We start from the raw sequence: 24609 nt of genomic DNA, 5'->3' as shown, positions 1-24609 counted from the left end.
TCATTTTAGGGGGTGGTACCGAAAAGTGCGGCTCCCTTCTGTGATCTTTCTGCGCCAGTCTGCAAAAATCAAACGAAATATAACTTGTTGCTCCCCGGTCGATAGCGTAACTTTCTTTTGGCCTTATTTTAGGTATAAAAGCACCTTCAGGGCATAAGCTTGTAAAACCTGCCCTGAAGGTGGAATTTAACCTCACTGATTGAAGTGTGCTATTGCTTTGGGATAAATTGCTTTTTATTTTGGGCCGTCTTTTCTGGCGTCAGACGGGAGGGGCGGATTTTTTAATTAGTACCCCTTTGCTTCTGCACCATAAACGGTCTGTTCATGGGTGAAGCCATCGTGTTCTAGCTGGCTGATGAGGCTACCGAGCGTAAAAGACATAATATCTAAATACGTACTTGCATAAAATTATAGCTTGTATTTGTAACAACTAAATTAAATACTGCAATAATCCCACAGCCATTTGCAGCTATATTACCACGCCCCCACGAAATATTACCCATAGTCTTTTTGGTACCAGAGACTTCTGTATCATTATTTTGTTCATAAATAAATCGCGGAAACTGTCCAACGGTATCAATCATGTTGGTAGGATTATTTAAACAATACACAAACATAGTTGCTCCAAGAAGTCTCAAATTCATATTTAGCTGTTCATCCGCATTAATAAAGCGCCCGACCTTGGGGTCGTAGTAACGGGTGTGCAGGTAGTAGAAGCCGGTTTCCTGGTCGAAGTAGTAGCCGCGGCAGCGCAGAGGGTTGACGTTGGCAATGTGGCCGGGGTTCCCCGAAACGTCGTTGCCCTGCCCGTCGGTGACGGAGAGGATATTGCCCCAGGCGTCGTAGGTATATTTTGCCGCCAGGTTGCCGTTTTTGTCCGCCAGCCCGATGACGTTCCCCTGCAGGTCCCTGACCAGCGTATACCGCACGTACTCGTAATTCAGCGAGCCGATGAAGCTCGCTTTTGTTATGTGCTAGAACTGAAAATATAGCAAATTATGAAATTGTTTTGTTGGTTTCAGTATAGCGGAAGGAGGAAAGTAAAGGGAAAAACTAAATAAAATCCCCGTAGGTTTTTGATATACCTACGGGGACAAAACTACATTTTTTTAACCAAATTTAGTATAGCAAATGCGACTTGACCCAAACTAAGCCATATGGCAATAATATGAAGGAATACTCCTAGTTTTTGTGATTTGTTTTTCAAAGTAGTCCCGATTGACCAAAATAGTACAAATTCTACTGGTGCAACCAATAAAAAGCCCCATAATAGTTTAGTCGGATCATTTGGAGGAACTTTTATAATATCAGAAATCAAATTGATGAAAAATATTTCAACCAAAATTAGAAAAATAGAAATAGGGATAATATATTTTTTAAACTTGTTAGCTCCATGTGCCATAAAGTCCCTCCAATATGTATTCAAAATCATAACTTAAGTTAAATGAAAAGCCGACAATGCAGTAAAGTTCCACCCCAATAATATCAAAAGACAGATCGGGAGTTTCATCATATTTAATTGTGTTGGGACAGGAAGCGATGTCATGATTAGGGTTGGGATAAACGTCATATAGATTGCATAGATCCGAGTGATAAAATCCCTCTTGAATACTTAAATTCAAATATTTTATAGATTCAATTCCGATAGAAGCGCTAGACTTAGACTCTTTACCGAAATCCAACTTACCATGGGTTACTCTAGCAACTAAATCGTTTTTTGAACAAAGGCCAACATTTATATTTTCCACTGTTGCAGAACCCCCTAATCCAGATCCGAATCCAACTTGAGCGTTGAGACCGGACAAGACATACCATAAACTATCAGATACTTTTTGGCCTGTTGATTCTCGCGGTTTTGTTTTAGCGGCTTCTATAATGGCATTAGCAGTATTCGCCTGATCCTCAAGAATTTTGTAAAACGGTTTGTTTCCATCGGGGTCTGTCATCATCACCGGATTATTACAACAATACGCAAACATATTTGCTCCAAGAAGTCCCAAATTCATATTTAACAGTTCATCCGCATTGATAAAGCGCCCGACCTTGGGGTCGTAGTAACGGGTGTGCAGGTAGTAGAAGCCGGTTTCCTGGTCGAAATAGTAGCCGCGGTAGCGCAGGGGGTTGACGTTGGCAATGTGGCCTGGGTTCCCCGAGACGTCGTTGCCCTGCCCGTCGGTGACGGAGAGAATATTGCCCCAGGCGTCGTAGGTATATTTTGCCGCCAGGCTGCCGTTTTTGTCCGCCAGCCCGATGACGTTCCCCTGCAGGTCCTTGACCAGCGTATACCGCACATACTCGTAATTCAGCGAGCCGATGGAATTTGCCTTTGTTGTGTGCTAGAACTGAAAATATAGCAAACTATGAAATCGTTTTGTTGGTTTCAGTATAGCGGAAGGGAAGAGAAAAGTAAAGGGAATAAATGAAAAGGGCTCTACATTGTTTTGTAGAGCCCTTTTTGAGCCGTGCCTAATAGCTAGATAAAAAAGGAATAAACATATTGATAAATGTTAAAATAACACCAATACTATAGAGAACTATGGGCCAATATTGAAATATTTTTCCTAAGGTTACAAATCTTTTTTTTAAAACACCTCCAAGTAGCCAGAAGAAAAAGATAGCAGTAAATCCTACAATTAAAAAAGAAATAAAAAAAAGTATAGGCTGTTCCTTAGCAATCCCTAAGGAAGAGGAAATAAAATTTATTAAAGAAAGTTCGATAAATAAAATAACATAAATCGATAAAATAAGTAAAGCCCTATTTTTATTAGAACCAGATTTGTTCGATATCATTTAATAGTCCTCCAAAATTATAGCCAATACTGAAAGATAGACCGACAATGCAATAAGCGCCCACCCCTAGTATCTCGAAGTTTTCTTCAAGAGATTCATCGTATTTGATAGAGTTAGAACATCGATATATGTCGTGATTAGGATTAGGATAGCCTTCATATTGCTTACACAAAAAAGAGTGGAATAGACCACCTGTTGATCCAATGCCCAAATGATCGGTTAAAGAAAAATTAACACCATATCTTTCCTCATAGCCTATGTCAAGATTACCTTTAGCGTATCTAACATGTAACATATCAACACTAGCTATAACATCTACATTTATGTTTGAGATTTTTGCGTATCCACCAAAACCGGATCCAAACCCAGCATCAAGGGTAAAATTTTTAAGACCAGACCACAAGGTATCTAAAACCTTATCTGCTACAGACTTTTTTGGTTTAGTAGCAGCGATAATAGAATTTGCAGTATTGGTTTGTTCTTCAAGAATTTCCCAAATGGGCCTATTGCCATCAGGATCGACCATCATCACCGGGTTATTCTTGCAATAGGCAAACATGTTGGCGCCGCTGAGGCTGCTGTCTGTGGTTACATACCCATCCGCATTGATAAAGCGCCCGGCCATGGGGTCGTAGTAACGGGTGTGCAGGTAGTAGAAGCCGGTTTCCTGGTCAAAGTAGTAGCCGCGGTAGCGCAGGGGGTTGACGTTGGCAATGTGGCCGGGGTTCCCCGAGACGTCGTTGCCCTGCCCGTCGGTGACGGAGAGAATATTGCCCCAGGCGTCGTAGGTATATTTTGCCGCCAGGTTGCCGTTTTTGTCCGCCAGCCCGATGACGTTCCCCTGCAGGTCCTTGACCAGCGTATACCGTACGTACTCGTAATTCAGCGAGCCGATGGAATTTGCCTTTGTTGTGTGCAAAAACTGAAAATATAGCAAATTATGAAATGGTTTTGTTGGTTTCAGTATAGCGGAAAAGGGAAGAAAAGTAAAGAACAATACCCTACCAAGCGGGTTAGCTTGGTAGGGCATTGTTTAATAACTATATAATCCTAGGTTTTCTAATCTACCTTTTACTGTTTACTGAGCCATTTTAGCAGGTTTGGAAATCCTTCATCAAAGGTGAGTAATTCTTCGCCGTTGATTGATATTGCCACAATAGGCATCACATATCCGTCGCCGAAGTATCTTGGCGCCGTTATAAATTCGACCCGGTCGCCAACTTTAATTTTCTGATTGATTCCACGGTCTTCTACAATTGACAAGTTGTCGCCAACAATTTTGAAACTATTGTCATCAAATTGCGGGGATAAATCTGAAAAGCCTAGATATAATGCAGATGTACCCTCATTAATATGCGTTATGATTCCAGTCGCATTCACGTAATTATCTTTTTGAGAGTAGTACATTTTCTCTTTCATGGTGTAGCCGAAACAGGAGGATAAGAGAAAAGATAAACACAGGGCTAAAACAAAAACAATGGATTTGCGGCTGCGCAAGGAGATTTTGGACATCGTAATTCCTCCTTTATTGAATAAGAAGCCATGCGAATAGGCCTAAATATTTACTGGTTTCCAAATATTGAAAACCGACATCGATATTGTCTTGGGTATGGGACCTGGATTGTACGCCGCCGTAAATATCGGCGGTTATTTCCCACGGCTTACTGTAATATTCGCCACTGCCCCACTCTTGCCAGGATGGCAGGCCGATGCACATCGCGTAGCCGAGAACCCCAAGCTGCTGCAGCTGTTTCGTGTGTCCATATTCATGGCGGATAATATCTTTAGGATTCTCGCGTCCGTTGCTTTCTCGTGTCAAAAAAATCATACCAAAAGATCCGGAACGGTTACCTTCAATCCGCACGACAGGAACACCTTTATAAGCAGAGAAATATTTTGATTGCAAGACCTTTTCTTCACTTTCATTATTTATATCATAATTTTTGAAGTCCTGCATAATATCAGAGACAAACCTTGCTGTGGCAGAGCGCGGTTTTGGTTTAGCGGCTTCTATAATGGCATTAGCAGTATTCGCCTGCTCCTCAAGAATTTTGTAAAACGGTTTGTTCCCATCGGGGTCTGTCATCATCACCGGGTTATTCTTGCAATAGGCAAACATGTTGGCGCCGCTGAGGCCGCTGTCTGTGGTTACATACCCATCCGCATTAATAAAGCGCCCGGCCATGGGGTCGTAGTAACGGGTGTGCAGGTAGTAGAAGCCGGTTTCCTGGTCAAAGTAGTAGCCGCGGTAGCGCAGGGGGTTGACATTGGCAATGTGGCCGGGGTTCCCCGAGACGTCGTTGCCCTGCCCGTCGGTGACGGAGAGAATATTGCCCCAGGCGTCGTAGGTATATTTTGCCGCCAGGTTGCCGTTTTTGTCCGCCAGCCCGATGACGTTCCCCTGCAGGTCCTTGACCAGCGTATACCGTACATACTCGTAATTCAGCGAGCCGATGGAATTCGTCTTTGTTATATGCTAGAACTGAAAATATAGCAAACTATGAAATCGTTTTGTTGGTTTCAGTATAGCGGAAGGGAAGAGGAAAGTAAAGGGAAAATTAAAAAGCGTCACGAGTATAACTTGGAAACCCGTGACGCTTAAAAAATTTATGAAAGTCGTTGAAATTCTATAAATTTGTCTTGTATAAATGAACCGGAATTAGATCCATCACTATCGTAAACTGTAAAAAGATTTGAATGAAATTCACATCTTCCTGAAAATAAGAGAGATTCTTTCCCGTTTACTGTATAATAAATGTTTACAGATGGGTTATATTGTGCCCAAAGATATCGCACGGGAATGCTTTGGCCGTTTGTATTCATGTAGCTTTGCACTATTTCGCCAGATGAATCGACTTCAAAACTCACATTATACTTATAGCATAACCATTTAGAATTAATATAATCGTTAGGTCTTTTACCAACATATGGATCGATATCACAGGATACAAGGGGGATTGTGGTAAAAATTATCATTAGAAATAGTAAAAAATATTTTTTCGTGATCTCATATGAACACCTTCTTCATTATAATACTATTTAGCAATATGATTTTCATAATCCCAAGTGATGCTTATAGAGCCTTCAATTACGGCAGAAGTTCCGCTGCATCTACTGTAAGGAACAACGTATACCTCATTGATTCCTGGTAGATTTAAGAGGAATAAATCAGGATCAGAGGGATAATCATTGTGGTACCCTTTTTCAGATTGAGGGTGGGTGTGAATAAACCCGACCATTTCTATGTTTGGATCCAGCGTAACCTTGAAGCGTCCAGTAATATAGCCAACAATAAAGCCGGGGATTGTATTATTCTCAAAGCCTTTATAAGTTATTCCATATGAATAAGATACGGTGTTGGTTTTAGCATTTTTTGATTTGTAAAGAATCGCTCCATACTCTCGTTCTTTACTTTTCGTTCGATATTTATTGGCCCAGTCTGTAGTTGCCTCTTCAAGAGAACGATAATTTCTACTAGTGGTTTGTAAAATACGATTAGAGGATTGAATAATACTATTAGCCGTCTCTATTTGTCTGTTAATAATATCGTAAATTGTATTACTATACGTTCCAGATGAATCAACCAACATAACGGGGTTGTTATTACAATAAACCAACATGTTCAGCGCATTGAGGCTTTGTGCAGTAGAAACATACCCATCCGCATTGATAAAGCGCCCGACCTTGGGGTCGTAGTAACGGGTGTGCAGGTAGTAGAAGCCGGTTTCCTGGTCGAAATAGTAGCCGCGGTAGCGCAGGGGATTGACGTTGGCAATGTGGCCGGGGTTCCCCGAGACGTCATTGCCCTGCCCGTCGGTGACGGAGAGAATATTGCCCCAGGCGTCGTAGGTATATTTTGCCGCCAGGTTGCCGTTTTTGTCCGCCAGCCCGATGACGTTCCCCTGCAGGTCCTTGACCAGCGTATACCGTACGTACTCGTAATTCAGCGAGCCGATGGAGTTTCACTTTTGTTGTGTGCTAGAACTGAAAATATATAAAATTATGAAATCGTTTTGTTGGTTTCAGTATAGCGGAAAAGGGAAGAAAAGTAAAGAACAATACCCTACCAAGCGGGTTAGCTTGGTAGGGTATTGTTTAATAACTATATAATCCTAGGTTTTCTAATCTACCTTTTATTGTTTACTGAGCCATTTTAGCAGGTTTGGAAATCCTTCATCAAAGGTGAGTAATTCTTCGCCGTTGATTGATATTGCCACAATAGGCATCACATATCCGTCGCCAAAATATTCTGGTGCCGTTATAAATTCAACCCGGTCGCCAACTTTAATTTTCTGATTGATTCCACGGTCTTCTACAATTGACAAGTTGTCGCCAACAATTTTGAAAGTGGGACCATCAAATCTGGGAGTTAGATCCGTAAACCCTAAGTATAATTCTGTTAGATCATCAGTATAAGCTATGTGATCGATTGTTCCTATAGCATTCACGTAATTATCTTTTTGAGAGTAGTACATTTTCTCTTTCAAGGTGTAGCCGAAACAGGAGGATAAAAGAAAAGCTAGGCACAGAGCTAAAATAAAAACAATGGATTTGCGGCTGCGCAAGGAGATTTTAGACATCATAATTCCTCCTTTATTGAATAAGAAGCCATGCGAATAGGCCTAAATATTTACTGGTTTCCAAATATTGAAAACCGGCATCGATATTGTCTTGGGTATGGGACCTGGACTGTACGCCGCCGTAAATATCGGCGGTTATTTCCCACGGCTTACTGTAATATTCGCCACTGCCCCACTTTTGCCAGGATGGCAGGCCGATGCACATCGCATAACCGAGAACCCCAAGCTGCTGCAGCTGTTTTGTGTGTCCATATTCATGGCGGATGGTATCTTCTGGATTCTTCATAGAGTTGGTTTTTCGTGTTAAAAAAATCATACCAAAAGATCCGGAACGGTCGCCATTAATCCGCACGACAGGAACACCTTTATAAGCAGAGAAATATTTTGATTGCAAGACCTTTTCTTCGCTTTCATTATTTATATCATAATTTTTGAAGTCCTGCATAATATCAGAGACAAACCTTGCTGTGGCAGAGCGCGGTTTTGGTTTAGCGGCTTCTATAATGGCATTAGCAGTATTCGCCTGCTCCTCAAGAATTTTGTAAAACGGTTTGTTCCCATCGGGGTCTGTCATCATCACCGGGTTATTCTTGCAATAGGCAAACATGTTGGCGCCGCTGAGGCCGCTGTCTGTGGTTACATACCCATCCGCATTAATAAAGCGCCCGACCTTGGGGTCGTAGTAACGGGTGTGCAGGTAGTAGAAGCCGGTTTCCTGGTCGAAATAGTAGCCGCGGTAGCGCAGGGGATTGACGTTGGCGATGTGGCCGGGGTTCCCCGAGACATCGTTGCCCTGTCCGTCGGTGACGGAGAGAATATTGCCCCAGGCGTCGTAGGTATATTTTGCCGCCAGGTTGCCGTTTTTGTCCGCCAGCCCGATGACGTTCCCCTGCAGGTCCTTGACCAGCGTGTACCGTACGTACTCGTAATTCAGCGAGCCGATGGAGCCGTCCGGATTGCTGTAGAACCACAGGCTCTTGCCGTCCGGCATGTCCTGCTGTGTCATCACGCCGCGGTCGTCCCAGTAAAATTTGGTCTCCGCGCCCGCTACCACCTTCTTTGTCCGCTGCCGGTCGCTGTCATACTCATAGTTTACAAGTTTTCCGCCTGTTTGTAAAGACGAAAGCTGTCGCCCGCGTTCCCAGGATAGGGTCATGCCGTCGCGGTAGGTGAGCGGGTTGCCGATGGCGTCGTAGGTGATAGCCTGCCCGTTGTAGGCGGTCAGCAGGTCCTTCCACTTGCTGTTGCCGTAGGTGTACCGGGCCGTCACGGCGCTGCCGCCGGAGGAAGGCGTCTGCTTTTTCTGGGTGAGGTTGCCGCCCTGGTCATAGGTAAACTCGTTCGTGACCCCGGCGGCAGCGTCCTTTTCCATTACCAGCTGGCCCAGCGCATCGTAGTAATAGGTGGCGGCCAGCTTGCCGTTGCGCTTAACCTGGCTGATGTTGCCGGCCTTGTCATAGGCGTACTCCCATTTGTCAAACTGCACGCCGTTGCGCTTGAAGGTCAGTGAGCTGACCAAGGTGGTTGTGGAGCCGTTTGCTCCGGGCGTGTAAGCGTAGTCGACGGTGATTTTGTCGGTGGTCCCGTCGTTGCCAAGCTTTTCCTGCGTAACACGGTTGAGGCTGTCATAGGTAAACTCATGGGTAACCGCGCCTTGGGAGACCTTGGTGAGCAGATTGTCCTTGCCATAGGTGTACTGGTTTCCGAGCAGCCAGGTTTCGCTGTCCATATAAATGAACTGCTGGATCAGATTGTCCATATTATCATATTTATAGGTGCTGCGGTGGGTATAGCCGCCCGACTGCTGGGAGGAAACCATGCGCCCGAGCAGGTCGTAGGAGTAGGTGGTGATTTCCAGCGGGCGGGTGGTGCTCTGCCGGTATTGGGAACGCGAAACCTGCCCCTTGGCATTATAAAAGGTTTTGACGGAATACCCCGAATCATAGACGGAGGTCAGGGGCCGGTCGTATTTGTCGTAGCTGTAGGAGACCCAGTCCCCATTGCCGTAGGTCATTTTGCTGATGGGGCTGGAGCGCCCGCTGCGCAGATAGGTGTTGGTGGCCAGTACCTGCCCGCCGGCGCTGGTGGTGGTGCGGCGGTCCCAGCTGTCATAGCCGAAGGTGTAGCTGAAGCCGTTGTGGTTGATGGCGGTCAGCAGGCCCTTGGCGTCGTTATAGGCGTAGGTGTTGGCGACGGCCCCGGCGCTGCCCGTGCCGCTCAGCGAGAGCAGGTTGTAGTTGTCCGAATCATAGGTATAGGAGAGGGTAGCGGTGGTGTCGGCGGCCTTGCCGTTTTGGTAGACGGTCACCGGGGAGGTCAGCGAGCGGACCAGGCCGTTGGTTTCATTGACATCATAGGTCGCGGTGTTGCCGCGGGCGTCTGTCTGGGACACCGCATAGTTGCCCGTGCTGTTGTAGGCGGTGGAGCCGGAGAGGTAGGGCTTGGAGCTGTCGAGCTTACCGCCGGTGTCCACGGTCCCCGCCTTGGATTCAACCACATTGCCGTAGCTGTCGTAGGTGTAGGTGAAGCCGTTGCCGAGCTGGTTGGAGCGCGCTGCGGCGACCCGGTGCTTGTTGCCGCCGGATTTAATATCGCTTTCATAGAAGTATTTGTACGTCTCGCCCTTGGGGTTCGCGGTCTGGGTCAGCTTGTCGGAGTTGTTGTAGGTATAGGTCTGGTTGCGCTCGGCGTTATCCTTGGCGGATTGAAGGTTGCCGTCGCTGTCATAGCTGTAGGTGGCGCCCGTCTCGTCAAAGGTCATCATCATATTTTTTAATGTGACGGCGTTGGCCTGACGGCGCGAGATGAAGTAAAAACCGACCTGCTTTACAATGGCGTTCCGCTTGGGCCGTACGACAAAGCTGACGGACTGAGTGGCGGTCGTCGCGGTGTTGAAGGAGTGGCTTTGATATTCATGGCCTCCGTCGGCGTAGGTAATGTCCAGCTCCAAGGCAAGCATGCGGTTGCTGTTGGTGATGGGGACGGAGTTGCCCGAAAGGGTGCCGTACAGGTTGAAGCAAACGCTCTTTTTGTTGACGGGAATAACCTGATAGATGAATTTATTCATGTTTGCGCCGCCTGTAATTTTGACGCTGCCGTTTCCTGTGTAGGCATCTTGAGAGGTAAAGTTGTTCCCGGTCTTCCAAATATCAGTGGCGTTAAAGGAGCTGTCCTCCAGCAGGTTGCAGTCGCTCATGCTTTCGCCGGTTTCCAGCTGCATACAATCGAACCAGGCGGTTCCGGTGGCATCCCGCAGGCCGAAGTAAACGCGTACCTCATAGGTACCCGCCGGCGCAGTGGTGGAAAAGCTGATGCGCTGCCAGTCGTTGGTGCCGGTTACCTTATTCGGCTGTACCGGCTGGCTTAGGTGGGTGCCGTCCTTCTTGTAGAAGTTAAAGTACATGCCCGCGCCGCCGCCTGAACTGGTTGCGGTGACCTTGTCGGTTTTTACATAACAGGAAAGGGTCAAATTACGGTCGCTGGGCAGGTCCGGCATAAAGAGCTGCTGCGCATGGCCTTGAAAGGTCATGCCGGCCTGGGTGTTGGCGGCCTTCAGCGACTTTTGGCCCAAGTAGGCGACTGTGGAATCCCGGCTCAGGCCAACCTTTCCGGAATCGTCCCAAATGGAGTTATAGAAGCCGCCGCCGTTCTCGGCGCTTGGGTTTTTGATGTAGTTGCGGACATATTTATCCGACCCGTTGGCGGCGTTGAGCTTATTGTTCTTCTGGGCTTCGGGCGAGGAGGTGGCGCCGGTAGTGGACTTTTTGTTGTCCTCATAATCGGCGTTGGAGACGGAGCCGTCGTCGTGGCGGATGCTTACGGTACGCCCGGCGTTGTCGAATTGGTAGACCTCCTTGCGGCCGAGGTGGTCGGTAAAGGTTGTAGTGTTGTCATTGTTATAGGAGATGGAGAGAGAATCGCCGGTATTGCTGCCGAAATTCGAGTCGTACTCCGTGGTTTTGACAACGCGGCCGCCGGCGTAGTCAAAGTGGACGCGGCGGTCCTTGCTGGATCGAATTTTTGCAACCCGGTCGTTTCCGTCATACCAATAGTCGGTATAACTGCCGTCCGGGTAGGTGATTCGGTTGAGCAGGTTCTTATTGTTGTCGTTGTAGCCGAAGGTGACCTTGTAGCCGTCCGGACCGGTGATGGAAAGCGGGTGCTTGTATTTGGCGCCGGAGGCGCTCGTGACGTCCCCGTATTCGATGGTCGTAACGCGTCCGGCTCCATCCTCAATGGATGTGATCAGCCGGTTGGTTGCGTAATAACGCAGGCGGTTTCCACTGCTGTCCTTTGCATGAAAGAGAGCGCCGCCATAATAGGGGGTGCTGAAATGAAGCTCATTTCCATCTTTATCCCGGATATAGATGCCGCCGTCAGCTTCCGTCAGCTCCAGGTTGAGGCCGTCCTCGTCGACCCAGACGGTTGAGGAGCCCTGCTTCTGCCGGAAATAGTGCTCGGTGCCGTCCGCGTCGGTGTATTTGTATTTGTAACCGTATTGCTTGAGGGTGCTGCTGACGTCGTCCACCCGTTGGTTAAAGTTGAACTGGAAGCCGATGCCGAGCTCGGAATTAGGAAATTCCTTGTTGTAGTTGCGGCTGTTGTACACAAGCTGGATATTGTTGGGCATACGGCTGCCGCTCGAAGAAAAAAGGTCCTCGGTAATGACCAGGTTTCCGGTGTAGTCGTTGATATAGGCGGCGCCTTTTACGCCGACATCTTGACTGTGGTAGCTCCAGTAGTCCTCCAGGCCGTTGTTGTTGACGTACTGGACGAAGAAACGGGGGTAACAGCTGGGGTAGCTGCTGCCGATATTGTTGGCGACATAGCGCACATAGGCGGCGTTGCCGCTGTTATTCTGCCATAGGTAGATGCCGTGGTTGGAGGAGGGGTCCTTGTACCAGTCCTTGACAATGCGGGTAATATCCCATTTGGTAATTTCGCTGTCCTTGAGGGTGCCGCTTGTCGTAGTGATGTTGGTGGAAGCATTGCCGATGACATAATCGGCAATAGCGGACTCGCGGGAGGGGCGAGTGGGGTTGGCCTTGTTGGTGTAGTCGGAGCGCTTCCAGGAAGAAGTGATCTTGCTGGCATTGACCTGCACATCTGTATTGCCAGAGTAATCGACCTGGACCATCCAGAGCTGTGCGCCGATGACCATGTCGCCGGGGCCGAGGGCGGGCATGGTGGCCTGAACCACGGATTGCGTTTCGCCGTAGGAATAGACGTTACCGACGTAGAGCGAGCCATAGGGGTAGGTGTTGGCAGGGAGCTTGGTGACAATGGTGGCGTTGTCGACGGCAGCTTCCTTTTTGTCGGTGAGAATGAGAGGATCCACGGTGACAGGGTAGACGCGGCCTGCGGCATCCAGCCAACCGTCTTCGGCAGAAATCCGGATGGAGAATTTTTTATTCTTACTTTCTGTAAGCGTGAGGTAGACGGCGTTGCTGACATTGCCCTGCGCGTCGGTCATGACAGGGGCAAGAAGCGTATAGACGGGGTCGCCGCTGCGGTCGTTGAGCACGATGGTGTGCGCATCCACCTGAACGGGGGTGAGGCCGTCGGTTTTGTAGGCTACCTCAAACGAACGAACAGAGTCCTTGCCGCTGAGAATGAGATTTTCCTTCAGGCCGGTGGACGAGACCAATACTTGCAGATCGACGCCGGAAAAAAGATTCCGGTACCAACCCTCCTGAACCACCTGGTTCAACTGAAGGAATTTTCCGTTTTTGTCAGTGGCCTCCTGTTGCTCGGTCAGCTCCAGGCGGCTTTTATTGGCGTTGAGATATCCCCAGGAAAGCGGATGCTCTCCCTTGATGGTAAACATCTTATTAGCCTTGGCCTTTTTGGCCAGACGGATCTGCTGGTCGCTCTTTTTATTAGCGTATTCAGAGGCGTCATCCTGGGAAGAGGCCAGGGCAGCCTCGTCAGCGGCAGGAGCGCTGTCCGTCTCTACTTGCCCATTCTCTGCCGGGGCAGACGATGCGTCTGCTGCTCCAGGCTCTGAAGTGTTAGAGGAGGGGGCCTCTCCGGTGTCCTCCAGCGGCGCCAGGGCGGCCGTGTTGGTGGAAGGCTCGCTTTCTACAGCGAAGCTTTCCGCCTCTGGCGCTTTACTGGAAGAGGCATCGCCGGTGCTGGAGGGTTCGGCCGGAATAGAATCTTCTTCATCGGGTTTCTCCATGGTTGTTTCCGTGTTCTCATTGGCAGGGACTTCCTTCATGGAGTTGTCATATTCCTGCCAGGCGCCATCCTCGTCCTGATAGTGGACGGGAATGGGGTATTGAACCGCAAGGAAGGAGCCGTCCGACATCAGAAAGTATTTGCTATCTGCGCTTCGCTTGTCAGGGTCCTCGGTGAGGATGTCCGCTTCGGCGAAGGGATCTTTGCTGCCGGCCGCGCCATTTTCCAGGTCGATGATAGAAAATGGTAGGTTGGGTTCTGTTTCTCGGGCTTGCGTTTCGAGTGCGCGCACCGGCGCCATTTGCAGCAGCAGAGCGCTTGCACAGGTCATTGCCAGCGTTTTGATGATTCCTTTTTTCATAAATACACCTCAATCTTCCTCGTTTTTGCTTTTTACGTTCTCCTTTCCCTAAAAAAATGAATAATTTATTAATATCATAAGACTATTCGGTGTATATTTGTGTCGAAATAAAAGAACAGAAATAAATATTTTTTATATGTTAATTAATTTATGTAAAATAATACAAATATTGCCTAGCTATCCCCAGTTTCGGCGGGCTGAATAAGAAGAACGCTCCAGGGCAGAAAAAAACCAGGCGCAAGCTTGCGCCTGGAATGAGGGGTAACTTTTAGAATAATCAGGTTGGTAAAACGGTTTGAGTTGTAAAGGCGCTTGCCTCGCGGACAGCCTTGCGGATATAGTAAAGCTGGCACATTTGCTCGGGAGCAAATTCACCGGTAAGGCTGGTGGCGATGTCAAAGCTGACGACTCCGCCGCCAGCCATACACTGTTTGACATAATTGGCTAAATAGGCGTTTTGATAGCGGATATCCGGTTTCCCCCAAAAGGATCCCAGAAAAGAAAGAACGTGCCACTGGGTTCCATGAACCAATGGCTGAGTGGGAATTTCATAGGCAAAGTAGCCAAAGCGTTCACCCGCACAGTAATCCTCGTAGACGCAGGAAGGGCGGATCCCATACTCAATGTTCCGGTTAAAAGCCAGTATGGCTTCGGGATTCCCCGCCTTTGCAGCTTTTGCGTAGGCCTGGGCGATGTCCTCGGTCATTCCATTGTTCTCGAACCACCCGTCAAACCACCAGCCGCTTACCTTGTCGCCATAGCGTTGTGCCCATTCTTCGATAATTTCCGCCCAACGGTCCCTTAGGGTTGGGCTTGCGATCCAGTCAAATGCGCCTGCGGGTTTATCAACATCAAATGCTTTGCGGCTTTTTTCATCATTTGCCGGCGCACCGCAGGGAAGATACAAAAGTAAACGGATTCCTCTTTCCATGAGTGCGCCGGCAAGCTCCATTGGCAGGTCGCGCTCTGCGCAGCGTTCTCCGGCTTGATAGCCCATGTAACGATCATAGGTGGCATTGGGTGCGCAAAAGTAACCGGAGTTTTGCCCCAATGTAAAGAAAACATGGCCGGCTCCGGTCTGCACGACATTGTCGGCAAAGCGTGCGACATCGAAGTCCTTGATTCTGGAATGATCTAAGTAGTGGCAGAAAAGCCCGTATCCTGAGCGGCGGAACCAATGAGTATCTGATTTCTGATGGAGTAATTGTTCCATATAGACGCCTCCTAAAAGCCATTTGGGCCGGAGCCCCGGTGATAGCCATTATAACCAGATTACCGTATGTTTACAAGTAATAAAAATAAAATCCCCTTCCACGTTTATTGCCGGTGAAAGGAGATTTTTCAATGGAGAATGCCACTGTATTTAGACCAAAAAAGGTTCTTTGTTGACCCGGTGGACGATGATTTCATCCACGACAGCGTTTCCTCTGTGGGCAAGAAAAAAATAGATGATATCCGCGATATCCTCCGGCAGGATCATGCCCTCGTCCGTTAAGTCCGGACGCGCGATTTTAACCATATCTGTGTATACGCCGCCGGGACAGATAGCGTGCACCCGGATGCCCGCCTGGTAATATTCGCTGGCCAGGCTCTTCGTAAATCCGAGCAGCGCGTGTTTAGAGGCGGTATAGGCACTTTGAAACGGATACCCGGCATGCCCGACAACGGAGGAAATGTTGATAATGGTTGCAGAATTTGATTTTTTTAGGCTTGGAATTAATTTTTGCGTCAGGAAATAGGGGGCTTTTACATTGATTTTCATAATTTTATCAAATTGATCTTCACTTACATCCTCAAAAGAACAGTTGAGCGCCATGCCGGCGTTGTTAATCAGGACGTCGGTCCGGCCGTATTGCTGAATAACACGGGCAACACCCTCATCAAGGAAAGCCTGATCGGTCAAATCGCCAGGCAGCATCAGACAGTCCGTGTACTGCATGACCAGGGAACGGGTTTCCTCCAGCTTTTCCAGACGATTTCCGCCCAGCAGGACAATTTTCATTTTTTCCTGGGCAAGCTTTTCGGCGGCGGCCCGGCCTATGCCTCCTCCAGCGCCGGTTAGGACGGCCACTTGTCCGCTTAAATTCTGTTTTGTCATTTTTTCACCAAGCCTTTCAATTCATCTGTATAGTTGCATTTCCGGAGAAATTTGAATCAGAGTGCCTGTTCGGTTCTGGCGATGATATCATTTTGCGTCTGTGTTGATAAAACATTGAAAAAAGCGGAGTACCCAGCGACCCGGACAATCAGATCCCGGTGCTTTTCAGGATGTTTCTGCGCGTCGATCAATATTTCTCTGGAAACCACATTATACTGAACATGAAAGCCCTTTAATTCGTCAAAGAAGGTTCGGATTAGCATGCTCAACTTACTGCAGTTTTCATCGCTGCCAAGAACCTGCGGCGTCAGCTTTTGGTTTAACAGCACCCCTCCGACAATTTCCTCGGTTTTAAGCTTACTGACGGACTTAAACACGCTGGTCGGCCCATTGGTATCCGCGGCATGGGTGGGGGAGCTGCCCTCGGCAAGGGGGTCGCCCTGGTAACGGCCGTCCGGGGTAGCGCAGGTGCCGGCGCCCTGCGGAACATTGGAGGCGACGGAGGAGGTTCCGGCGTAAAAACCGCCGCCGATGGGGCCGCGTCCATAGCGGGTGTTTTTATATTTTTTGATTTCATCGAGGTAGGTGTCATAACCCTTCACAACCAGCTCGTCCACATAGTCGATATCATTGCCGTATTTGGGGGCGGCCAGTAGCTTTTGCCGGACAGCTTCTCCGTTTTCGCCCGCAAAATTATGGGCCAGTGCCTCCCAAAGCTCCTCTTTGGTAATGGTTTGATCCTCAAACACACATTTTTTTATCGCCGCGAGGGAGTCCCCCAGGTTGGCGATGCCGACCTGTAGCTGGCTGACAATATCGTAATGTGCCCCGCCCTCTTTTAGATGCTTACCCCGCGCGATGCAGTCGTCAACCAATGCGGAGCACAAAATATCAGGGACCTCCTGTTCGACGACCATATCGGCGCAGGTGTCCAGAATTATTCCCTGGCGGATCAACTGCCGGGCGGTATTGTCCCAGGCGGCAAAGACCTCGTCAAAGCTTTGCATTTCCACAAATTGGCCGACACCCTTGCAAATTTGCTTGCCTGTTAAAAGGTCAACGCCGTTGTTTAATGCAATCATCAGCGTTTTAGGAAAATTTAGGTAGCTCATACCGGTGCAGCGGTATCCCCATTTACCGGGTATTCCAACCTCCACACAGCCGATGGCACTGTAATTGTAGGCGTCTGCTTTTGTAATCCCCTGCTTTATCAAGGCGGGGATGATAATTTCGTCGTTGTTGAAGGCCGGCATGCCAAACCCCAGCTTGATGACATCAATGCAGCGTTGCATAAATTCCTCGGACATACCTTTAAAATAGCGTACGGTCAAATTCGGCTGCGGCAACCGGGTTCTGGCAATTGAGGACAATGTCAGAACCGTAAGCTCATTTACCGCGTCTTTACCGTCAGGCGTTTGCCCGCCGATGGTAATGTTTTGGTACATGGGGCTGCCGGCGGCATATTTTGAGTGCCCCGCACTGCGGATTTTGTTGATGGTCAGGCTCTTGAGCCACAGGTTCTCCAAAAGCTCTAGGCACTGGCGCTCATCCATCCCTTGCTGCTTGCTTTGCTGATAGAAAGGGTACATATATTGGTCGAAGCGTCCGAAGGAGAGTGAATGGCCGTTGGATTCAATTTGCAGAATCAGGTGGATAAACCATAGGCTCTGCAGGGCTTCTTGGAAGGTTTCCGCCGCCTGCATTGGAACCTTGGCACATATGCGGGAAATCTCCAGAAGCTCGGTTCTCCGCGGCTCCAGCGCTTGTTCGGCCTTTTCCCTTGCCAGCCTTGAAAAACGACGCGCGTAAATTTCAACGGCCTCGATTGCGACCAGAACAGCCTGGTAGAAGTAGCTGGCCTTCAGGCTTTCATAGTCGGTGTAATCCAGCTGTTCCAGACGCTCCTGCGTCCTGTTTTTGAAGTGGTTCAAGCCCAGGTTCAATAGGCTGGCATAGTCAACAGCAAGGTGGGCATCCCCAGAGGTGATGTTTCCTTCGTTTCGTATAATGCCGTTGTCGTATATTTTTCTTGCCTGCTCTGGAAAGCTGGCATAACCCTTATCCTGTAAGGTGCGGCCCTTCCAATAGGGATAGAGACTGCGCAAAATTTGTTTGTTGGCTTCTGAAATATAAAAGGCGTCGCCGTCTCTTTTTTCAAAATCATCGAGCTCACGGATTACCCAGTCCATTGCATATTCAGGAAAAATAGGGGCGGCTCTGTTCTTGCTGGCCTGGTTTCCAACAATCAAGGTGTTGTCCTCAATATAGATAGTCATGCTTGTCAGGATTTCTCGCAGCATGTAGGCGCGTTTGAGTACAACCTGGTCCTGTTCGTGTTCCTGATAGGCCTTTGTCGTCAAAATGGCGCGTTCGACGCAGACCTCGGGGCGAATCGCTAAAATTTCGTCCCGGAGCTGGGCGGTTCGGCTGGAAAGCCTGCCAAAATCTTTATTCATGGTTCGATCTTCCTCTTTCTATGTTTATATAAGGTTTTTGTTTATAAACAGAAGGCGGCTGCCCGGAAAGTTAATTTAAGATAACCGAAAATCCGTTATCGATAAACACTTGTTTATAGGATTGCAGGTCTTCCTTGTGTAGCTGTTTTATCCCGGCATAATCATACTTCAGTTTCCATTTGGCATACTTGCTCTCACCAAACTGGTGGAAGGGCAGAAGCTCAATATGGTTGACGCCTGATTTTTGAAAAAGCGAACAGAAGCCGCGCGCGTCCTCGGCAGCATCATTGAAACCGGGGATGACGGGGATTCTGACACAGTAAGCTTTGGAACTTTTTGCAAGCCATTCCATATTTCTGACAATTTGTTCATTGGAAACGCCGGTGCCGTGGAAGTGTTTGCCGGCGTCATAGTGCTTGCAGTCAAGATAAATGAAATCGGCAAGGCTCACAGCCTCGGTAAACTGGCTGTCGGGAACTGCTCCGGCTGTCTCAATAGCAATGTGAATCTGATTTTCTTTGAGCCGCTGGCAGAACGCCTGTATAAATTCAAATTGCAGCAGGCATTCGCCGCCCGTCAGCGTGACTCCGCCGCCGGATTTTTGATAAAAGGCTCGGTCTTTTAATACCTCCCTTACCAGATCGTCGAGCTCGTATTCCTCAGCAGCGCTGCAGGAGCCGCCCGCAATATGGCACTCCGGGTTTGCACACCACCGGCAATTTAAATTACAGCGGCTGAAAAATACGCTGGTTCGGATTCCCGGGCCGTCATGTAAGCTGAATTTCTGAATATTGAATATTTTTGCTTTCATTTGATTTAGCACCTTTTATTCCTCTATTTCTAACCGTGAAAAATATTATATGATGCATGCAATTTATTTGTCAATCTATGCAGGTAGTTTTGCGTAAATGAGGCGGCAAATCCTCCCGTTTATGCGCGGGAGAATGATTCGCGGCAACAAGATTTTACCACTAGGCTGCGGGCCCAGAGGAACTGCGTATTTTGCTTGTTATTTTTTAGCCGTTGTCTAGGAGCTCTTTATTCGCCAGTTTAATTGGGAACGGCTGGGAAAATGCGGGGCAGCTATAAAGGCTTCATTACCGTCCAGCAGTAACTCCAGGACTGAAAAAACAGGGAGCATATAGGTAAGAGACGGGGTTGCCCGATTATAGGCCCCGTCTCTTTGTTTATTGCATATAGCCATTTTACGGAAAGGACCCGACCGGCTCCTTCCAAGCTGTTTTGCAAATATGAGATCCGCTTTATTCCAGGCTCCACCGTGCGCTTTGCTGCTGTAGTTCCACCATGCGGCGGTAGAGCCCGCCTCTGGACATCAGCTCCGCCGGGGAGCCTTCCTCTGCTACCTTGCCGCCGGCAAGGACTACAATTTTATCAGCCGCTTCCACGGTGCGCATCCGGTGGGCGATCACTAATATGGTTTTACCTGCCAGCAAGCGGGAGAGCGCCTCCTGCACTTTGGTTTCATTTTCCACATCCAGGCTTGCGGTCGCTTCATCGAGCAATACAATAGGGGCATCCTTTAAAAGCGCCCGGGCGATGGAGATCCGCTGCCGCTCTCCGCCTGAGAGCTTCGTACCATTCTCTCCGATGGGCGTGCCGTAGCCTTTGGGCAGCTTGCGGACAAATTCGTCGCAGTTGGCGGCTTTCGCTGCAGCGAGCACCTCCTCGTCTGTAGCGCCGTGCTTACCAAGGCGGATGTTTTCCATTACCGTATCATCAAACAGCATTACATCTTGGAAGACCATGGAGTAATCTGTCAGCAGCATCTCTGGATCCACGGTGGAGATGTCTACACCGCCTACCCGAACAGCGCCTCTGGTGACATCCCACAGCCTTGCGGCCAGGCGGGCACAGGTGCTTTTACCGGAGCCGGAGGGCCCTACCAGCGCGGTAATCTCGCCCTCTTTTGCGGTAAAGCTCACGTCGCGTAGGACGTCCTTCTTATCATAGGCAAAGCCCACATGATCGAATACGATGTCATGCCCCTTCGGATTAAAGGTTTCTGTACCCTCCGCAGTGGGGGTATCTTGGATTTCCATCATACGGTCCGCCGATACCTGGGAGACAAACATCTCGGCGATGAGCGCCAGGCTCTGGTCAAAAGGCGCATAGACGCGGGTGATGACCAGCAGGAACAAAAACAACAGCATAAAATCAATGCTACCGGAAAGAATCAGGTTGGCCCCCACAAGGATAGTGGTTGCCACGCCCAAACGCATAATAACGCTGGCGGCATTGACAAAAAGCCCGGTACCCAGTTCGCCGCGGATCATAATCCGTTCATGTTCATCTATTTTACGGTTTAGCCCTTCCAAATACCGATCCTCTTGGTTGGTAGCGCGGATTTCCCGCACATTTTCCAGGGCTTCCTGAATGCTGTCCGAGACGGCGAGCGCTGCCTGTTTTGTCCGTTCGGCGCTGCGGCTGGTAATTTTTCGGCTGCCGAATAAAAGCCCGAAAGCTACCGGCACTCCCCACAGGCAGGCAATGGCGAGCCGCCAGTCGTACGCCAACAGACAAATTGCGATGAGGGCCGTGGAGATGTAAGAGCCGTAAAGATACCCAAGTACATGGGACCAGACATGCTCCATACGGTTGACGTCTCCCATAATGGTTTCAGTGAGGTCGGCCAGATCTCGTTTGCCAAAGTAGCCCAGGGGCAGCTTGCGCAGCCGTTCCGCCAGACTGAGGCGTGTGGTTTTGACTTCATTGTACACCAGACCATAGGTGGCTCTGTATTGCTGTAGGTGGGTCACGAGAGACAAGACAACAAATATGAGCGCCAGCCCGATCGGAAGCGCCACGCTGGGCAGCGGCGTTCCGTCTGTCAGCGTTTCCATAAAACCGGACATCATCAGGTACAGGATGCTGATGCCGCCCATTACGACCAGATTGACGATAACTGTCCAGAAGGCACCCTTTTTGGTGTTGCGAATTCCCTGGTCGGTCAGGGCATATTTTCTCTGAAACTTTTTGCTGAACATTTACTCCGCCTCCTTTTCACCGGTGATCTTCCACTGGACCGCCTGGTTATAGTCGGCCCACATCCGGGCGTACAGTCCGCCCGCGGCGGTGAGTTGCGCATGGGTACCCTGCTCAACAATGTTTCCCTCGTCCAGGACAAGAATCTTATCCGCTCCCACTACGGTAGAAAGCCGGTGTGCAATCATAATGACGGTGCGGCCCCTGGTCAGTGTGGCGAAGGCTTTTTGAATTAGCGCTTCGTTCTCGGGGTCGGCAAAGGCGGTTGCTTCATCCAGCACCACGATGGGGGCGTCCTTCAAAATAGCCCGTGCCAGTGCAATGCGCTGCTGTTCGCCGCCAGAGAGATAGGTCCCCTCGGAACCAATTTGGGTATCAATACCATTTGGCAACTTTTCCAAAATATCATCGCATTGGGCAGCCGTGAGCGCTGCCTGTACTTGTTCCCGTGTGGCGTCCGGACGGGCAGCCCGCACATTTTCCAAAATAGATGCTTTGAACAGGCGGTTGTTTTGGAACACAAAAGCTACCTGCTCCATAAGCACATGGGGCTCTACTTGGCGGACATCTACACCGCCAACTTTCACAGTGCCTGAGGTCGCATCCCAAAACCGGGGAATCAAGCTGGCTGCAGTAGTCTTGCCGCCTCCGGAAGGCCCTACGAGCGCTACGGTCTGTCCCGGTTCTGCCGTGAAAGAGACATGAGAGAGCGCGGCGGTTTCTGCGCCGTCATAGGTAAAGCTTACATCCTTAAATTCTACCCGGTTTCCCTTGGGGCGCTGCGGATGAGCGGGCTCCTTTAACGTAGGGGCGCCCATCACCTGGTTGATGCGGCCTAAAGCAGTACCGGCCAGCATTATACCGGCGGAAGCGAACATAATCCTAGCCAGCGCAGTAGAGACGATAGCCGAAAACACTGCGTAGAAAGCAAAGTTAGTGACAAACCCGGCAAAATCACCGCCGGACAAAGCACCGGGCGCCAGGAACAGCGCCATTGGTACGAGAAAGACAAAAGCGCCCTCAGTAAAGGTCAGGTTGATAGACTGGGGGACCCGGCACACTTTGTCCTGATAATATTCAGATTTATTGCTGTAATCTTCAATAGCTTGCTGGAATGCCTTGAAGGAAGAGACCGTCTGCTGGAAAATCTTTACCACAGGAATACCACGGACATACTCGGTGCCCGCCTTGGTCATACGGTCCTGGGCAGCCTGGTATTCCGCCATTAGCTTGGCGTTTTTGCCGCCCATCATAGAAAACATGGCAATAACTGAAATCACCGCCGCCAGCAGGCAGGCGGCGCCCATCCGCCAGTCAAAAACGAACATCAGCACCAGCATGGCTACAAACAGGACGACCGTGCCGACAATATCCGCTAAATTGTGGGCAAGTAGCGTCTCGGTATCAGCCGCCGCTGCGTCCAAGCGGCCGCGAATCAATCCAGAGGCGTTGGAGTCAAAGAACCCCAATGGAGCCTTCATTACATGGGCAACACCTTGCTTGCGGATGTTGGACGCCGTGCGGAATGCTGCCAGATGAGTACACATTAGGCCGGCAAAGTATATCACAATGCCGCCAACTGCAAAGGCAAAGGCCAGCCAGCCATACCGGGTGACGTTTTGTGCCTGAGTCCACTCCGGTGCTACAGCGATTAAGTCCCTGGCTGCCAGCCAGATGCAGATATATGGCGCCATACTTAACAGCATGGCTACCGCTGACAAGACTAGCCCCAGAAAGGTCAAGCCTTTGTGACCACCCGCATACCCAAGCAGGGTTGCCAGGTCGCTTTTTTTCTTTTTTTTCATTGCAGGAACCTCCTTATATATTTAGTTAGCTTGAACTAACTAACAATCAAAAAAACAAGAACCTCGTCCTCCTTAGCTCCATATGAATCACGGGGTCATCAGTTTTAACCAGCCAGCGGTATAAAAATCTCGCAGCTGGTTTACATAACGCATCGCCTGCTCGTAGGGCAGGTTATGGATGACCACTTCAAAGATGGCATTAAACATCCCGCTGGCAAGAATGTGGCACAATTGACGGTCCAGCTCCGGTACGCTTCGTCCCAGGCAGCGAAGCACCTGTATGTATTGCAGTGTGGACTCTACCTCGACCTCTACCATGTCGTGAATAAAATTTTCATAACCGGTGCCTTCTGCCCGACACAACAGCAGTTTTACTGGCGCCCGATGATGGCAGATGTACTCAACCATCCAATGAAGATAGGAGCCCGATTCCACCGCTACATGCTCCGGCTTTTCATTTGCAGGCAGCTCGGCAAAAGAACGCTGTGCTTTCATAAACCGGCCCATTAAAGCGCGTGCGTGCGGTTTACGATAGCGGCAAACAGGGCCTCCTTGCTGGAAAAATAGCCGTAAAAGGCGCCGGTGGTCACACCGGCTTGCTTTACAATCTGCCGCAGAGAAGCCCCGAGAAAACCTTTTTCAGAAAACTCTTCCAATGCTGCCTGTTCAATTTTCTCCAGTGTGCCCGGTGAATCTTCCTGCATAGCAGCCTCCATATAACAGTGTAATATAACGATGTTATATTACACCAACCCGTTCATCCTGTCAAGAGGGTTTCGTACTATTTTGAGAGGCTGCCGCAAGTTATCGACGAGAGAAAATAGTTCCGGCAATAGACTGGGGAAGAGGCGGCCCGCTGAAAATTAAATAAACCGCCTGCTAACTAAAAAAGCCCTATATGCATGGCGCTTTGGCTTTGACAAACGGCAGCTGAGAAGACACTGAAAGGGAATAGCGGCACACCGAAAGAAATATAGGTCATATTCCGGAATCTATGTGCACCAAAGGGCGTATAAATTATAGGGGCGGGAATATGCCCGCCCACATCTATGAGAGAATCAATACCCGGAGGAAATGCAGTGTGCATCATTTTTAAGAAAACTATTGACAGATGGATGGCTATCCCGTATAATCATCCACAAATACATTTGAAAAAGGAGATTGAACCTAAATCGTGGACGACGCCGACAGTAGCGACGCTGACCGAAGTAACACTTACCGTAAATTATTGAATACGTTTTATATAGGAGGCATAACCTGCGTCTAACCATTAGACAGCGGGCTATGTCTTTTTATGTTTCTCTTTTGCCGGCTACCGCTGAAAGGCGGTCGGAAT

At 49.1% G+C, this 24609-nt stretch carries 16 protein-coding genes and 3 pseudogenes; all 19 read right to left on the bottom strand.

The window, feature by feature from the left end:
- Window positions 1–386: 386 nt before the first annotated feature.
- Window positions 387–929 (bottom strand): RHS repeat domain-containing protein, encoded by a 543-nt coding sequence (locus DPQ25_RS12830; RefSeq protein WP_177577085.1) that lies wholly within the window; start codon window positions 927–929, stop codon window positions 387–389.
- A 170-nt stretch (window positions 930–1099) separates the two neighbouring features.
- Window positions 1100–1402: a hypothetical protein gene (locus tag DPQ25_RS12825; protein ID WP_112333575.1), complete on the bottom strand. Its 303-nt coding sequence runs from the start codon at window positions 1400–1402 to the stop codon at window positions 1100–1102.
- Window positions 1386–2291: an RHS repeat domain-containing protein gene (locus DPQ25_RS12820; RefSeq protein ID WP_177577082.1), complete on the bottom strand. Its 906-nt coding sequence runs from the start codon at window positions 2289–2291 to the stop codon at window positions 1386–1388. The genes DPQ25_RS12825 and DPQ25_RS12820 overlap by 17 nt, the downstream gene beginning before the upstream one ends.
- A gap of 175 nt (window positions 2292–2466) precedes the next feature.
- Complete coding sequence (locus DPQ25_RS12815) at window positions 2467–2790, bottom strand: hypothetical protein (RefSeq protein WP_112333573.1); 324 nt, start codon at window positions 2788–2790, stop codon at window positions 2467–2469.
- A complete protein-coding gene (locus DPQ25_RS12810) occupies window positions 2765–3820 on the bottom strand; it encodes an RHS repeat domain-containing protein (RefSeq protein WP_112333572.1) in 1056 nt (351 codons plus the stop codon). The genes DPQ25_RS12815 and DPQ25_RS12810 overlap by 26 nt, the downstream gene beginning before the upstream one ends.
- 41 nt (window positions 3821–3861) lie before the next feature.
- On the bottom strand, window positions 3862–4302 hold the full coding sequence (locus tag DPQ25_RS12805) for a hypothetical protein (protein WP_112333571.1): 441 nt from the start codon (window positions 4300–4302) through the stop codon (window positions 3862–3864).
- Window positions 4303–4315: 13 nt separating this feature from the next.
- On the bottom strand, window positions 4316–4909 hold the full coding sequence (locus DPQ25_RS15120) for an RHS repeat-associated core domain-containing protein (protein ID WP_242978355.1): 594 nt from the start codon (window positions 4907–4909) through the stop codon (window positions 4316–4318).
- A 9-nt stretch (window positions 4910–4918) separates the two neighbouring features.
- Window positions 4919–5119, bottom strand: a pseudogene (locus tag DPQ25_RS15360) (RHS repeat-associated core domain-containing protein); the annotation flags it as partial.
- 706 nt (window positions 5120–5825) lie between these two features.
- The gene (locus tag DPQ25_RS15110) at window positions 5826–6410 is read right to left on the bottom strand and encodes a hypothetical protein (RefSeq protein WP_242978351.1); all 585 of its coding nucleotides are present in this window, start codon (window positions 6408–6410) and stop codon (window positions 5826–5828) included.
- A 9-nt stretch (window positions 6411–6419) separates the two neighbouring features.
- Window positions 6420–6620, bottom strand: a pseudogene (locus tag DPQ25_RS15355) (RHS repeat-associated core domain-containing protein); the annotation flags it as partial.
- Window positions 6621–6923: 303 nt separating this feature from the next.
- Window positions 6924–7370, bottom strand: a complete 447-nt coding sequence (locus tag DPQ25_RS12790) for a hypothetical protein (RefSeq protein ID WP_112333568.1) — start codon at window positions 7368–7370, stop codon at window positions 6924–6926.
- Between the two features lie 13 nt (window positions 7371–7383).
- Window positions 7384–13911 (bottom strand): RHS repeat-associated core domain-containing protein, encoded by a 6528-nt coding sequence (locus DPQ25_RS12785; RefSeq protein WP_112333567.1) that lies wholly within the window; start codon window positions 13909–13911, stop codon window positions 7384–7386.
- Window positions 13912–14188: 277 nt separating this feature from the next.
- A complete protein-coding gene (locus DPQ25_RS12780; RefSeq protein WP_112333566.1) occupies window positions 14189–15124 on the bottom strand; it encodes an alpha-L-fucosidase in 936 nt (311 codons plus the stop codon).
- A gap of 150 nt (window positions 15125–15274) precedes the next feature.
- Entirely contained in the window at window positions 15275–16009 is a 735-nt protein-coding gene (locus tag DPQ25_RS12775) for an SDR family oxidoreductase (protein WP_112333565.1), read from the bottom strand.
- A 56-nt stretch (window positions 16010–16065) separates the two neighbouring features.
- Window positions 16066–18465 (bottom strand): glycyl radical protein, encoded by a 2400-nt coding sequence (locus DPQ25_RS12770; protein ID WP_112333564.1) that lies wholly within the window; start codon window positions 18463–18465, stop codon window positions 16066–16068.
- Between the two features lie 70 nt (window positions 18466–18535).
- The gene (locus DPQ25_RS12765; protein WP_112333563.1) at window positions 18536–19276 is read right to left on the bottom strand and encodes a glycyl-radical enzyme activating protein; all 741 of its coding nucleotides are present in this window, start codon (window positions 19274–19276) and stop codon (window positions 18536–18538) included.
- Between the two features lie 451 nt (window positions 19277–19727).
- Window positions 19728–21470, bottom strand: coding sequence for an ABC transporter ATP-binding protein (locus DPQ25_RS12760; protein ID WP_112333562.1), 1743 nt, complete (start codon window positions 21468–21470; stop codon window positions 19728–19730).
- Window positions 21471–23273 carry an ABC transporter ATP-binding protein gene (locus DPQ25_RS12755; protein WP_112333561.1) on the bottom strand — a complete coding sequence of 601 codons (1803 nt, stop codon included), beginning with the start codon at window positions 23271–23273 and terminating at the stop codon, window positions 21471–21473. It lies immediately after the preceding gene.
- An 87-nt stretch (window positions 23274–23360) separates the two neighbouring features.
- Window positions 23361–23977, bottom strand: a pseudogene (locus tag DPQ25_RS12750) (TetR/AcrR family transcriptional regulator).
- Between the last annotated feature and the right edge of the window lie 632 nt (window positions 23978–24609).

Origin of the sequence: Hydrogeniiclostridium mannosilyticum, assembly GCF_003268275.1 — a bacterium.
GTDB classification, from domain to species: domain Bacteria; phylum Bacillota; class Clostridia; order Oscillospirales; family Acutalibacteraceae; genus Hydrogeniiclostridium; species Hydrogeniiclostridium mannosilyticum.
Note: the sequence above shows the minus strand (reverse complement) of the source record. Positions and strands in the feature narration are given on the sequence as shown.